Annotated in this window: 15 protein-coding genes; 3 read left to right on the top strand and 12 right to left on the bottom strand. The window is 60.0% G+C overall.

Annotated features, from left to right (window positions below; genetic code table 11):
• Window positions 1-39: 39 nt before the first annotated feature.
• Window positions 40-591, bottom strand: coding sequence for a translation initiation factor IF-3 (gene infC, locus KI242_RS10895; protein ID WP_169893379.1), 552 nt, complete (start codon window positions 589-591; stop codon window positions 40-42).
• Entirely contained in the window at window positions 591-2,513 is a 1,923-nt protein-coding gene (gene thrS, locus KI242_RS10890) for a threonine--tRNA ligase (RefSeq protein ID WP_011060417.1), read from the bottom strand. The genes infC and thrS overlap by 1 nt, the downstream gene beginning before the upstream one ends.
• A 384-nt stretch (window positions 2,514-2,897) precedes the next feature.
• On the opposite strand from thrS, the gene KI242_RS10885 reads away from it, so the two are divergent.
• Both KI242_RS10885 and KI242_RS10880 read left to right on the top strand, forming a co-directional pair.
• Window positions 2,898-3,197 carry a hypothetical protein gene (locus KI242_RS10885; RefSeq protein WP_011060416.1) on the top strand — a complete coding sequence of 100 codons (300 nt, stop codon included), beginning with the start codon at window positions 2,898-2,900 and terminating at the stop codon, window positions 3,195-3,197.
• A gap of 292 nt (window positions 3,198-3,489) precedes the next feature.
• Window positions 3,490-3,702, top strand: coding sequence for a cold-shock protein (locus KI242_RS10880; RefSeq protein ID WP_003179963.1), 213 nt, complete (start codon window positions 3,490-3,492; stop codon window positions 3,700-3,702).
• Window positions 3,703-3,772: 70 nt separating this feature from the next.
• Here KI242_RS10880 and KI242_RS10875 read toward each other — a convergent pair whose 3' ends face one another.
• Window positions 3,773-4,084 carry an I78 family peptidase inhibitor gene (locus KI242_RS10875; protein WP_053150273.1) on the bottom strand — a complete coding sequence of 104 codons (312 nt, stop codon included), beginning with the start codon at window positions 4,082-4,084 and terminating at the stop codon, window positions 3,773-3,775.
• 161 nt (window positions 4,085-4,245) lie between these two features.
• Window positions 4,246-4,551, bottom strand: a complete 306-nt coding sequence (locus KI242_RS10870) for a hypothetical protein (RefSeq protein ID WP_053150270.1) — start codon at window positions 4,549-4,551, stop codon at window positions 4,246-4,248.
• A 165-nt stretch (window positions 4,552-4,716) separates the two neighbouring features.
• Between KI242_RS10870 and KI242_RS10865 the strand changes: the two genes are divergently transcribed.
• Complete coding sequence (locus KI242_RS10865; RefSeq protein ID WP_011060413.1) at window positions 4,717-4,929, top strand: hypothetical protein; 213 nt, start codon at window positions 4,717-4,719, stop codon at window positions 4,927-4,929.
• A 33-nt stretch (window positions 4,930-4,962) separates the two neighbouring features.
• Here the strand turns inward: KI242_RS10865 and KI242_RS10860 are convergent, their stop codons facing one another.
• The 8 genes from KI242_RS10860 to KI242_RS10825 form a co-directional block, all read right to left on the bottom strand.
• Complete coding sequence (locus tag KI242_RS10860; RefSeq protein ID WP_011060412.1) at window positions 4,963-5,991, bottom strand: nucleoside hydrolase; 1,029 nt, start codon at window positions 5,989-5,991, stop codon at window positions 4,963-4,965.
• A gap of 42 nt (window positions 5,992-6,033) precedes the next feature.
• Complete coding sequence (rbsD, locus tag KI242_RS10855; protein WP_072451517.1) at window positions 6,034-6,438, bottom strand: D-ribose pyranase; 405 nt, start codon at window positions 6,436-6,438, stop codon at window positions 6,034-6,036.
• Window positions 6,435-7,352 carry a ribokinase gene (rbsK, locus tag KI242_RS10850; RefSeq protein WP_053157380.1) on the bottom strand — a complete coding sequence of 306 codons (918 nt, stop codon included), beginning with the start codon at window positions 7,350-7,352 and terminating at the stop codon, window positions 6,435-6,437. Before rbsK ends, rbsD begins: the two co-directional genes overlap by 4 nt.
• 24 nt (window positions 7,353-7,376) lie before the next feature.
• Window positions 7,377-8,399, bottom strand: coding sequence for a LacI family DNA-binding transcriptional regulator (locus tag KI242_RS10845; protein WP_011060409.1), 1,023 nt, complete (start codon window positions 8,397-8,399; stop codon window positions 7,377-7,379).
• 3 nt (window positions 8,400-8,402) lie between these two features.
• Window positions 8,403-9,377: an ABC transporter permease gene (locus tag KI242_RS10840; RefSeq protein ID WP_011060408.1), complete on the bottom strand. Its 975-nt coding sequence runs from the start codon at window positions 9,375-9,377 to the stop codon at window positions 8,403-8,405.
• On the bottom strand, window positions 9,374-10,927 hold the full coding sequence (locus KI242_RS10835) for a sugar ABC transporter ATP-binding protein (protein ID WP_053157377.1): 1,554 nt from the start codon (window positions 10,925-10,927) through the stop codon (window positions 9,374-9,376). The genes KI242_RS10840 and KI242_RS10835 overlap by 4 nt, the downstream gene beginning before the upstream one ends.
• A gap of 57 nt (window positions 10,928-10,984) precedes the next feature.
• Complete coding sequence (locus KI242_RS10830) at window positions 10,985-11,941, bottom strand: sugar ABC transporter substrate-binding protein (protein WP_212806096.1); 957 nt, start codon at window positions 11,939-11,941, stop codon at window positions 10,985-10,987.
• 272 nt (window positions 11,942-12,213) lie between these two features.
• On the bottom strand, window positions 12,214-12,663 hold the full coding sequence (locus KI242_RS10825) for a hypothetical protein (protein WP_011060405.1): 450 nt from the start codon (window positions 12,661-12,663) through the stop codon (window positions 12,214-12,216).
• Window positions 12,664-12,913: the final 250 nt, after the last annotated feature.

Raw genomic sequence — 12,913 nt, 5'->3', positions numbered from 1 at the left:
TTGATAAACATAATCAGAAGGCCTGCCGTGCCCTGTTGATTACTTCTTCTTTTTCGGGGCGATGACCATGATCAGCTGGCGTCCTTCCATCTTAGGATGCTGTTCGACCGAACCGTACTCTTGCAGGTCAGCTTCAACCCGCTTGAGGAGTTCCATCCCCAGCTCCTGGTGGGCCATCTCACGGCCGCGGAATCGCAAGGATACCTTGGCCCTGTCCCCGTCACTCAGGAAACGTACCAGGTTGCGCAGTTTTACCTGGTAATCCCCTTCCTCCGTCCCTGGACGAAACTTGATTTCTTTAACCTGAATCTGCTTCTGGTTCTTCTTCGCAGCAGCAATCTGCTTCTTCTTTTCGAAGATCGACTTGCCGTAATCCATCACCCGGCAAACAGGTGGGACTGCGTCGGCGGAAATTTCCACCAGATCCAGCTTGGCTTCTTCAGCTATACGAAGCGCTTCATCAATCGAGACGATGCCAATCTGCTCGCCGTCAGCGCCAATTAACCGAACCTCGCGTGCCGAGATATTCTCGTTGATCGGGGCTTTCGGTGCAGCTCGTTTATCTTGTCTCATATCACGCTTAATAATAATTACTCCGAATCTTGGCGACCACGCCGGGAAACCGCTTGTGCGAGGAACGCCGAGAATTGGGCGACAGGCATCGAGCCCAGGTCTTCACCTTCACGGGTACGCACAGCGACAGTCTGCATCTCGACCTCCCGATCTCCAATAACCAAGAGATAGGGAACCTTGAGCAAAGTATGCTCGCGGATTTTAAAGCCGATCTTTTCATTTCTCAAGTCGGACTTGGCACGAAATCCGCTTTGATTGAGTGTTTTTTCCACTTCGAGGGCAAAATCTGCCTGTTTATCAGTGATATTCATCACCACGGCCTGAGTCGGAGCCAGCCACGCAGGGAATGCACCCTCGTAATGCTCGATCAGAATCCCGACAAAACGCTCGAAGGAACCGAGGATCGCCCGGTGCAACATCACCGGATGCTTACGGCTGTTGTCTTCGGAAACGTACTCGGCGCCCAGACGGATCGGCAGGTTGAAGTCCAACTGCAAGGTACCGCACTGCCAGACACGACCCAGACAGTCCTTCAGCGAGAACTCGATCTTCGGACCGTAGAATGCGCCCTCGCCCGGCTGCAGGTCGTATGGCAGGCCGGCGCTATCCAGAGCCGCTGCCAGTGCGCTTTCCGCACGGTCCCACAGATCATCGGAGCCCACGCGCTTTTCAGGGCGAGTGGACAGCTTCATCTCGATGTCCTTGAAGCCGAAGTCGGCATAGACATCCATGGTCAGCTTGATGAACGCCGCAGACTCGGCCTGCATCTGGTCTTCAGTACAGAAGATGTGAGCATCATCCTGAGTGAAGCCACGCACACGCATGATGCCGTGCAGAGCGCCCGAGGGTTCATTACGGTGGCAGGCACCGAACTCGGCCAGGCGCATCGGCAGCTCGCGGTAGCTCTTCAGGCCCTGATTGAACACCTGCACGTGGCAAGGGCAGTTCATCGGCTTGATTGCGTAGTCGCGGCTTTCCGACTCGGTGGTGAACATATTCTCGGCGTAGTTGGCCCAGTGCCCGGATTTTTCCCAGAGACTGCGGTCAACCACCTGCGGAGTCTTGATCTCCAGGTAACCGTTGTCACGCTGCACCTTGCGCATGTACTGCTCGAGCACCTGGTACAGGGTCCAGCCATTAGGGTGCCAGAACACCATGCCCGGCGCTTCTTCCTGGGTATGGAACAGGCCCAGGCGCTTGCCGATCTTGCGATGATCGCGCTTCTCGGCCTCTTCGATACGCTGGATGTAGGCAGCGAGCTGCTTCTTGTCCGCCCAGGCAGTACCGTAGATCCGCTGCAACTGCTCGTTCTTGGCATCACCGCGCCAGTAGGCACCGGACAACTTGGTCAGCTTGAAGGACTTCAGGAAACGCGTGTTCGGCACGTGCGGACCGCGGCACATGTCGACATATTCTTCGTGGTAGTACAGGCCCATCGCCTGCTCGTTCGGCATGTCTTCGACCAAACGCAGCTTGTAGTCCTCGCCACGGGCCTTGAACACCTCGATCACTTCGGCGCGCGGCGTGACCTTCTTGATCACGTCGTAGTCCTTCTCGATCAGCTGCTGCATGCGCTGCTCGATGGCGGCCATATCCTCAGGCGTGAAAGGACGCTCATAGGCGATGTCGTAATAGAAGCCTTCATCGATGACCGGACCGATGACCATTTTCGCGGTCGGATACAACTGCTTGACCGCATGACCCACCAAGTGAGCGCAAGAGTGGCGAATGATCTCCAGCCCCTCTTCGTCCTTTGGCGTGATGATTTGCAGGGTTGCATCGCCGTCGATCACGTCGCAGGCGTCGACCAGCTTGCCGTTGACCTTGCCAGCCAATGTGGCCTTGGCCAGGCCCGCGCCAATGGAAGCGGCGACCTCGGCTACGGATACTGCGTGATCGAATGAACGTTGACTGCCGTCGGGAAGAGTAATAGTGGGCATGGCGCCTCCTCTCCTAGTGGTGACCCCTACCAAAGGTCACGTGGGTTGGGATGAGCCAGTACGCGATTCAGTCCGGCCGTTCTGCTACGAACGCCTGCCTCACAGTGGCAAGAGCCTTGCGGCCAACCGAAAAACCGAACCAGAGTGACTGGGGTTCACATCAAGATTAATGAGGCATAGACGGCAAGGGCTAGAAAAGGCCCAAAGCTTGAAAACACCGAAGCCGGGCATGCTAGCACAGATACATCGCAATCGCCGTGCAGCAAATTATCGCGAGCCTGGTTTACAGTCTTTTATTGTTGAAAGTGAACTTGAGATGTACGTCGAGCCTCAAATAACCGGAGAATCGTCGTCCTTGCTACCGACTTCAGGAGAACCCGACTCATGCGCCTTATCAAACTGCTCGCCCTTGCCGCACCGCTCACCCTGCTACTGCCTTTGAGTGCACAGGCGGCATGGCCTGCCGGAGCACGCGCCGACTACATGAAGGACTGCACCGCGGCGGCCAGCCAGAACATCGACGCCAAGAGCGCCGAAAAGCACTGTGCCTGCGGCGCCGACAAGCTAAATGAAAAATTCACCACCGAGGAGATCAAGGAGCTGATGAGCAAAACCAAGCAACCCAGCGCAGATCTGCGAACCCGAGCATTGGACGCCATCGCTGCTTGCCGGGTGGTCAAATAAGCTGCTGATGCCCGGAACAGGCTGCGCCAGTGCTCGCCACAGAGCCTGAAACGCGGTCTTTTTCACAATTTACGCAGCTTTTACGGGTTTTTTTATTACCCTCTGTTTTACGCCAAAGCCCCTTAAACCGGGGCCTGCAGCCAACTCAGATGGCAAAATACACAGGTACATCGGGCAAAGAGCGCCTCTGGGGGGCTCCCAAGCCGAACATTTCGACTATGATAGCTCGGTGTGCCCAGTTGGCCTGAGCAGCACAGCACTACTGAAAATATATGTTTCTTGGAGATACACCATGTCTAATCGCCAAACCGGCACCGTAAAATGGTTCAACGATGAAAAAGGCTTCGGCTTCATCACTCCTCAAGGTGGCGGTGACGACCTGTTCGTACACTTCAAAGCTATTGAAAGCGACGGTTTCAAAAGCCTGAAAGAAGGCCAGACCGTTTCCTTCGTGGCTGAGAAAGGCCAAAAGGGTATGCAAGCTGCACAAGTTCGCCCTGAGTAATTTCTCAGCGAGCTAAAAAAACCCCGTCCATGTGACGGGGTTTTTTATGCGTGATCCAAAGGCCTCAGCCTCAACCACAGTTGACCCGGGTCACCACCAGGCCGGCATCAGTGTTCAGGTTCAGGCGATCCGAGCGGTACTCCAGGGTGATCATGTCGTTGGGCTTGAGGAACCGTGCGTACTGCGCGCCTGCGCGTGTACGGGCCTGCTCGAGCAACTCGGGAGAAGCCTTCTTGCCGACGGCGAATTCGGCGGCCGATGCTTCACAACGAGTGTGCCCGGACTCAGCGGCCACAGGCTCCTTTGTCGACCCGGCAGTGCTGCACCCACCAAGGACGAGAGCGGCCAACAAGGTTCCGAATGAAGCGAGCTTCCAAGGCATGAAGCCTCCTTTTCAAAATTAAGCAGAGATCGTGCGACAGCCGATTTGGCTTTTGGTTTCAAAACAAATGGCCATTTGCCGTATCAGGTGAACAGCGGGCAAGTCTGCCTCAGCCGGTGCCACTCTTTCACGGGACAATCGTCACCGGATATGAACGACGCTCAATAGATGTCGATGTAGTCGAACGCCGGCTTGGGCCAGTTCTGTTTGAGCGCATTGAAGATCTGCATCACCCAGACCTCGTCGGCGGCAGCCACCTTGCCGACATACCCGGAGCCGGCCGCCCAGGTTTCCAGGCGAAACAGCAAACCTTCTATCTCGGCACCGCCCACTACCCCCGAAGAGATATAGGCAATTCCGGTTTTGCTCACGCGCAACTGGGTATGCACGTTGTCGCTGGCAGACGCCAGCAGCTGACGCACCGACTCCAGGGTCAGGGCATCAGGCTGGTTCAAATCGATTTGCACGGAGGCTTCCTTGAGCACAGGAAAAGCCGCAGTGTCGCACAGCACTCGCCTGATGCCTAAGTCGGAGTGCCAAACGCCCGGCAACATGGTTAACTCTGCGACGCAGCAACTACCCGCCCAGAGCCCTGCCCTGGCGCCCGCCTTATCCGAATTCGTGAGACTTTCATGGCCACCGTGAGTATCGACGCCGACATCAAAGCCAAATGGCCCCAGGGCCAATGCTCCTACAGCCCAGGGAGCCCGGAGGAGCTGGCGATCATTGGCATAGACCTGCTGGTCAAGGAACTGGGCACCCAGTCCGCCCGAGCCTTCATTGAACAAGTCTTCGAGAAATACCCGGCCGACCACCTGGGCGTACAGGACCCGGAACGGGAATAGAACCCCGCAGGCAGGTACCTGCGGGGGCAAGGTTTACTTGAGACGCGCCAGGCGCTCGGTGAGCAAGTCGAAGAAACCCTGGGCATCGCCGTTCTCAACCCAGAACACGTTCTTTTCCTGCTTCAGGCCGTCGTACCAATCGACGATGGTCTGGCCGAAAGTCGGCCCCTCGCGGCTGTCGATGACCATATTGGCTTGACGGCCGGTGAACAGCTCGGGCTTGAGCAGGTAGGCAATCACTGTAGCGTCATGCACCGGGCCGCCGGGAATACCGTAGTGCTCCATGTCGCCCTTGACGTACTCGTTGAGGATGTCCCCCACCACCTTGCTGGCGTTGTTGTTCAACGCCGCGATCTTCTGCAGCCGCGCATCGCTGGTCAGCACCTTGTGGGTCACGTCCAGCGGCAGATAGGTCAGTTTGACGCCGCTCTTGAGCACCACTTCGGCCGCCTGGGGGTCGGCGAACAGGTTGAACTCGGCCACCGGCGTGATGTTGCCACCGTTGAAGTGCGCACCGCCCATGACCACCACTTCCTTGATGCCCTGGGTGATGTCCGGTGCCTGGATCAGCGCCAGCGCCAGGTTGGTCTGCGGGCCGAGCATGGCGATAGTGATGCTGTGGGGCTTGGCCGCCCGCAGCGTATCGATCAGGTAGTTGATCGCATTGCCCTTGGCCAGAGGCGCCTTGGGCTCGTGCACCGTCACCCCGGAAATGCCTTCCTTGCCATGGATATTCTCGGCATAGATGGGGGTACGCAGCAGCGGCTTGGGCGCTCCGGCGTATACCGGCACCTCCTCGCGCCCCGCCCACTCTCGGGCCAGGCGCGCATTGCGCGAGGTCTTGTCCAACCGCACGTTGCCCGCCACCGTGGTCAGGGCGCGGATCTGCAGCTCCTCGGGGGAAGCCAGGGCGAACAGCAGGGCTACCACATCGTCGGCCCCCGGATCGGTGTCGATGATCAGATCGATTTTTTCCGCCGCCTGAGCGCCGGTAGCAGTGAGCAGAGACAAGAGCAGCAGACTCCGGAACCAGTGGTGAAACAACTGAGCATAGCGGCGCATGGCGCACTCCTTGTGCAAGATGGAAAAAGGCCCGACAGCGGCCTAGAAGGTCACCCCGGCAATCAGGGCGATATTGCAATACGGCTGGCACTCCCCGGTGCGGATCACCGCACGGGCCTGGCGGCTGAGCACCTTGAAACCCTCGTGGTTCATGAGCTGCCGCTGCCCCAGCTCACCACCGGCGGTCATGCCTTCAAGCGCCGCCAGCGGCGTAGGCTGCTTGAGCAGAATTTCTTCGGCCAGCACATGACGCTCCACCTGCATCTCGCTGAGCAACACCTTCAAGGTAGTGAGAAAGTCGGGAACGCCGTGGGTCAGCGCCAGGTCGATCAACTCCACGCCCGGGGGCACCGGCAGGCCGGCATCGCCGATCACCACGATATCGCCGTGGCCCAGGGACGCGATCAAGCGTGACAGGGCAATGTTGAGCAAAGGTGTCTTTTTCATGAAGGGATAAACGCCTGAACGTCGGACAGCGTGGGAATGGAAGGTTGCGCACCGGCGCGCGTCACCGACAGCGCCGCAGCCACCTGACCAAAGCGGATGGCCTCGGCTTCGCTCTTGCCGGCAGCCAGGGCCGCGGCAAATCCACCGACAAAGGTGTCCCCCGCCGCCGTGGTATCGATTGCCTTGACCCTGGGCGCCGGGAAATGCTCGAAACGCTGGCCATCGGCAAACAGCGAGCCCTGTGCACCGAGGGTGATGATCACCTTGCCAGCACCCGCAGCGATCAAGCGACCGGCAGCCACTTCAGCGCTCTCCAGGGAGTCCACCGCTACCCCGCTCAAGGCCGAAGCCTCGCTCTCATTGGGAATCAGGTAGTCGATCGCGCCATACCACTGCGCTGGCAGCGGGCCACTGGCCGGCGCCGGATTGAGGATCACCGTCTTGCCCAGTTCGCGCCCGCGCTTGAGGGTGTAGCCCACAGTCGCCAGCGGCACTTCAAGCTGGCAGATGATGACTTGCCCATCCTGCAGCACCCCATCGAACCCGGCGACCTTCTCGGGAGTGAGCTGGCCATTGCCGCCGGCGACGATGACAATCGCATTCTGGCTACTGTCATCCACCACGATCAGCGCCACCCCACTGGAGCCTTCGACCACACTCACCGCCTGGCAATCGATCTGCTCGGCCAGCAAGGCACCTCGCAGTTGCTCGCCATAGGCATCGTCGCCGACACAGCCGACCATCGACACCTGCGCTCCCAGCCTGGCCGCAGCCACCGCCTGATTGGCGCCCTTGCCACCGGATACCGTGGCGAAGGATTTGCCAATCAGCGTCTCGCCCCCTCGGGGCAGGCGCTCGGCCCGAGTCACCAGGTCCATGTTGAGGCTACCCACTACCACTACTTTTGCTGACATACATCGGTACTCAATCAGTTGGGTTCAGCGGTATTCGGCGAAAGCGCCACCCAGCGGCGCCGTCGACTCCCGCAAGACGATATTCGGCGTAACGATGCGCTGGTCGACCGGCAGCTCCCGGCAGGCGATCCGCCGCAGCAGCAACTCTGCCGCGGTTTCCCCCAGTTGCAGGATCGACTGGCCGACCGTGGTCAGCGCCGGGTAGACGTACCGGCTCATGAGGATGTCGTCGAAGCCGATCACCGAAAGCTCGCTGGGCACGCGGATATTGCGCTCCGCTGCCGCGCGCAGCACCCCGATGCCCATCATGTCGTTGCCAGCGAAAATCGCGCTCGGCGGCTGTCCGCCATCGAGCAACTGCGCGGCTGCGCGATAACCACCAGTGCTACTGAAATCACTTTCCAGGATGCGCTCGGCAGGCGCCTCGACACCGGCCTCACGCAGCGCCTGCTGGAATCCCGCCAGGCGCATCTGCGCCACACTGGTATTGCCCGGGCCGCCGATGCAGGCAATGTCCCGATGCCCCAGCTCCAGCAGGTGTCGGGTGGCCAGGTAGGCACCGTGCTGGTGGTCGATACGCACCAGGTCGGCGTTCACCCCTTCCAGCCCACGGTCGACAATCACCATCGGCGTGCGCACGCCGGCCAGCCCCTGGGCCAGGCCGCTGTCGCCACCGGCCGAGGTGACAATCAACCCGTCGATACGTTTTTCCAGTAATACTCGCAGGTAGTTGCGCTGCTTCTGCGGGTTGTCGTCGGAGTTGCAGAGGATCACGCAGTAGCCGTTGCGTTCGCAATAATCCTCGATCCCCCGAGCCAATTCGGCGAAGTACGGGTTGAGGCTGTTGGGTACCAGCAAGCCGATGGTAGCCGTGGTCTTGGCCTTCAGCGAACGCGCCACCGCGCTGGGCACATAGTCCAGGCGCGCGATAGCGGCCTCGACCTTGACCCGAACTTCCTCACTGACTGGCCGCGTCTTGTTCAGCACATGGGACACCGTGGTGTAGGAAATCCCCGCCAGCGCCGCCACATCCTTGATTGTTGCCATGAATCAAACCCGCCGATTGGCGCGCTGGCTGCGATAAGTGTCCAGCACCACGGCAATCACGATGACCGCACCAGTGATGATGCGCTTGGTCGGTTCGGATGCGCCGATTTGCGCCAGGCCCGCAGCCAGCACGGAAATAATCAAGACGCCAAAGAAGGTACTGATCACCGAACCGCGCCCGCCCATCAGGCTGGTGCCGCCGATCACCACCGCAGCGATGACTTGCAACTCCAGACCGGAGCCCGCGTTCGGGTCTGCCGCTTCCAGGCGAGAAATCTGAAACAGTGCAGCGATACCTGCCAGCAACCCCATCAGGCTGAAGACCAGGATCTTGTAGGGTTTGGGGTTGATCCCCGCCAGACGCACTGCCTCTTCGTTGGTACCGATGCCGATCAGGTAGCGACCGAACACGGTGCGAGTCAGCACCGCCTGGGCCAGGAAAATAATCAGCAGGGCAATGATAAACGACGGCGAAATGCCGAAGGCAATCGGATTCGACAACCAGGCGAAGGCGTCACCGATGTAGGCGGTGCGTGAGCCCGTCATCTGGTAGGCCACGCCGCGGGCCATTTCCAGTACACCCAGAGACACGATGAACGAAGGAATGCGCCAGGCCACGGTGATCGAACCGGTCACCGTTCCAGCCAGCGCCGCGCAAGCCATGCCCAGCAACGCCGCGGGCACCACGCTCCAGCCCCAGCCGAGAATCGCCACGCTGACGGTCGACGCCGCCAGGGCCAGTACCGAGCCCACGGACAGGTCGATGCCACCGATGATCAGGACGAAGGTCATGCCCACCGCCAGCACCATCAGGTCGGGAATCTGGTTGGCCAGGGTACTGAAGGTGTCATAGGACAGAAAATGACTGCTGAGTAGGGAGAACAGCACGATCATCCCCAGCAACGCCCCCGCCAACCCCAGGTAAGTGCCGAGGCCGTAGTAGTGGCCGCCTCGCTTGCCGCTTGCTGCAGTTTTCATGATGCATTCCTAGGCGCCGCTTCATCGATCAGCGCATCTCGTTTTTGATAGCCGGCAAATGCCGCGGCAAGCAGTTCATCCTGGGTCCAGCTGTCGCGCTCGAAGGTATCGATCAGCCGCCCGGCCGAGAGCACGCCGATGCGATCGCAGATCAGCATCAGCTCGCGCAGGTCGCTGGACACCACCACAAGGGCCTTGCCCTGCCGGGTCAACTCCCCCAACAGGCCGTAGATATCGAACTTGGCACCGACATCGATGCCACGGGTCGGCTCATCGAACAGCAGCACCGAACAGTCGCGCTCCAGCCAGCGGCCGATCACCACCTTCTGCTGGTTGCCACCGGACAGCTCGCTGACCAGTTGCGCCGGGCTGGAGCTGCGGATACGCATGGCGTCGATCTGGCGCTGCGCCAGATGCTCCTCGTCCTGGCCATTGACCAGGCCGCTGCTGGAAATCGCCGGCATGTTGCCCAGGGCGATATTGGCGCTGATGGACTGGGTCAACAGCAGCCCCTCACCCTTGCGGTCCTCGGTAATCAGGGCGATGCCGTTGGCCACCGCATCCACTGGCGAGCGGATGCTCACCGGGCGCGCCGGGGTGCCCAGGGCGATGGTGCCGCTGTCGGCGACATCGGCACCGAAGATCAGGCGCAGCAGCTCGGTGCGCCCTGCCCCGATCAACCCGGAAATTCCGAAGATCTCGCCACTGCGGACCTCGAAGGACACATCGCGGACTTTGTCCGAGCGGCTGAGGTTGCTCACCGTCAAGGCCGGCGCGCCGATCCGGCGCTCGCCCAGGTCGATGTGCTCGCCCAGCTCGCGACCCACCATCAGGTTCACCAGTTGCTCGCTGTTGTAGTTGGCCATCGGCTCGACACAGACCAGGCAGCCGTCACGCAATACCGCGATGCGCTGGGCAACCCGGGCCAGCTCTTCCAGGCGATGGGAGATATAGATGATCGACACGCCGCGGGCCTGCAGGCGGGTGATCTGCTCGAAGAGCATTTCTACCTCGCGGGACGTGAGCATGGCGGTGGGCTCATCGAGAATCAGCACATGGCAGTCGCCGATCAGGTTACGGGCGATCTCCACCATCTGCTGGTGGCCGATGCCCAGCTCGCCCACCAGGGTGTCGGGGTCGATGGCATCCAGACCGACCTGGGTCATGGCCTCGATCGCCGCCTTGCGCAATTGCCGGCGGCTGATCCAGCCACCACTGCTGGGCAGGTTGTCGAGGAACAGGTTCTCGGCCACCGACAGGGTCGGCAGCAGGTTGAGCTCCTGCATCACCATGCGAATGCCCAGATCCTCGGCCTGGGCGCGACTGCCCGGACGATAATCCTGGCCATTGAACTGCATGTGCCCTGTGGTGGGGCTGACCAGGCCACCGATGATCTTCGACAGGGTGCTCTTGCCGGCACCGTTCTCGCCGGTGAGCGCCAGCACTTCACCGCGCAACAGCGTCAGGTCGATGCCGGTCAACACCGGTTGCGCATAAGTCTTGCCGATACCGCTGACCGATAGGACAGCGTTGGCAGCAGAAACTGACATAGGAAACTCTCCATGCGCCCGCCCAACCGGGCGAGCGCCGTTGTACCGCCGCAATGACTACTGAGTGACCAGCTCAACCGGAGTTTCGATCACGCCATTGGTGCCGCTGTCGACTTTCTCGCCCTTGAGGATCTTCAGCGCGGTCTCGATACCGAACACCGCCTGCTTGGCAGCGAACTGATCGGCAGTGGCCAGGACCCGGCCATCCTTGAGCATCGGCTTGATGGCGTTGATGTTGTCGTAGCCCACGACCTGCACCTTGCCTGCCTTGCCGGCAGCCCGGACTGCCGAAACCGCGCCCACCGCCATGCTGTCGTTACCGGCCAGCAATGCCTTGATGTTCGGGTATTCGCTGAGCATGGCCGAGGCCACACGATTGCCGGCGTCGATTTCCCAGTCGCCCGACTGCAGCGACACCACCTTGATCTGCGCGGCTTCCATTGCATCCTTGAAGCCGGCGGTGCGCTGCTGTGCGTTGGTGGTGGTGGAAACCCCTTCGATGATTCCCACTTCGTCACCGGCCTTGAGTTGCTTGGCCAGGTACTCACCCACCAGACGCGCGCCCTTGCGGTTGTCCGGGCCAACGAAAGGCACGCTGATGTTCTTGCTCTTCAGCACGCCGGGGTCGAGCTGGTTGTCGATGTTGATCACCGTGATCCCGGCGTCCACGGCCTTCTTGATCACCGGAACCATGGCCTTGGAGTCAGCCGGGGCGATCACCAGTGCGTCGACCTTGGAGACGATCATCTGCTCGACGATGCGGATCTGGTTGGCGGTATCGGTTTCATCCTTGATGCCGTTGGACACCAGGTCGAAATCGGCGGAATGCTCTTTCTGATAGGCCTTGGCACCATCTTCCATCGTCAGGAAGAACTCGTTGGCCAAGGATTTCATGACCAGGGCGACCTTGGGTTTCTGCGGGGTATCGGCTTGAGCCGAGGAGAAAGGAAGGGCCGCGGATGCAGCGGCGAGAACGGCGACAGCGAGGAGACGTCCAGCAAAGGGCAGCTTCATGGGTTCACTCCGATCTTATGATTATTGTGAGCAGCGTTCGTCAAACGGAACCGCCAGGTAGGCAGCACCACTGGCCGACGGCGAACCTTGCAAAGATAGACGATTATCCTTGTCCGAAGGCCGCGCAAACGTTTGCGTAAAACGAACTATGCGAACCTCGCCAGCGTTTGTCAACGCTGTTCAAAGTGCGATCAGAGAGAGTGGGTAGCCATCCGCAGCCGGCCACGAGGAGAAAAACCTGCCCGAAAAATGCTCCCGGACAGGCTGATGATTCAGGCAGTGGTGTTCACCAGGCCACCGGAAGACGACTCCTTGGCCAACTCCCGGACCAGGTTGCCAGAGACTTCCGCCAGCGCGCCGTTGGTATCGGCGACTTGCCCTTGAATGGCCATCACTGCCGTCTGCTTGGCCTCAGGGGTTGGGTAGTTGGCGGCCTGGGCGGCAGCCAGTTGCTGTTGCAGCTCGCGAAGTTGCTGCTGCAGCTCCTGCATGCGCTTGAGCAGCATCTTTACCACGATGCCGTGCTTGTCTTCGCTTGGGCTTTCGCTTTCAGACTGTTCGGCCTGCTTGCTGGAGCCGACCCGCAAAGTGCCCGACTCGTCGGTACCCAACGCCGTAGACGCCTGTTCGGCGGCGGCATTACTCAATGCATCGATGGTCGCGGGCGACTTGCCATTGATCAGAATGGCTCCTGCCCCTGGAAATCCTACTGACAGTGACATGGGAACTCCTGGTGAAAAATCCTAGAAGGATCATCGACCGCTGCAGAACAATCTTTAATGGATGAGCGAGAAGTCATCCCAGGACTTGTGACGAGCATTTTCGGATTGCCGAACGCGCCACCTTGAAAACGTTCGGAAACCCGGACGCCACATGATTTCTTACGCATAAAAACAGAAATAAAATTGATATAAATCAGTAACTTAAAATAGTCATCCAGCCAAGGTAGCGCTGGTACAGATCCTGCTCCAC

Origin of the sequence: Pseudomonas sp. Eqa60 (assembly GCF_018326405.1) — a bacterium.
In the GTDB taxonomy this organism is placed as follows: domain Bacteria; phylum Pseudomonadota; class Gammaproteobacteria; order Pseudomonadales; family Pseudomonadaceae; genus Aquipseudomonas; species Aquipseudomonas protegens.
Note: the sequence above shows the minus strand (reverse complement) of the source record. Positions and strands in the feature narration are given on the sequence as shown.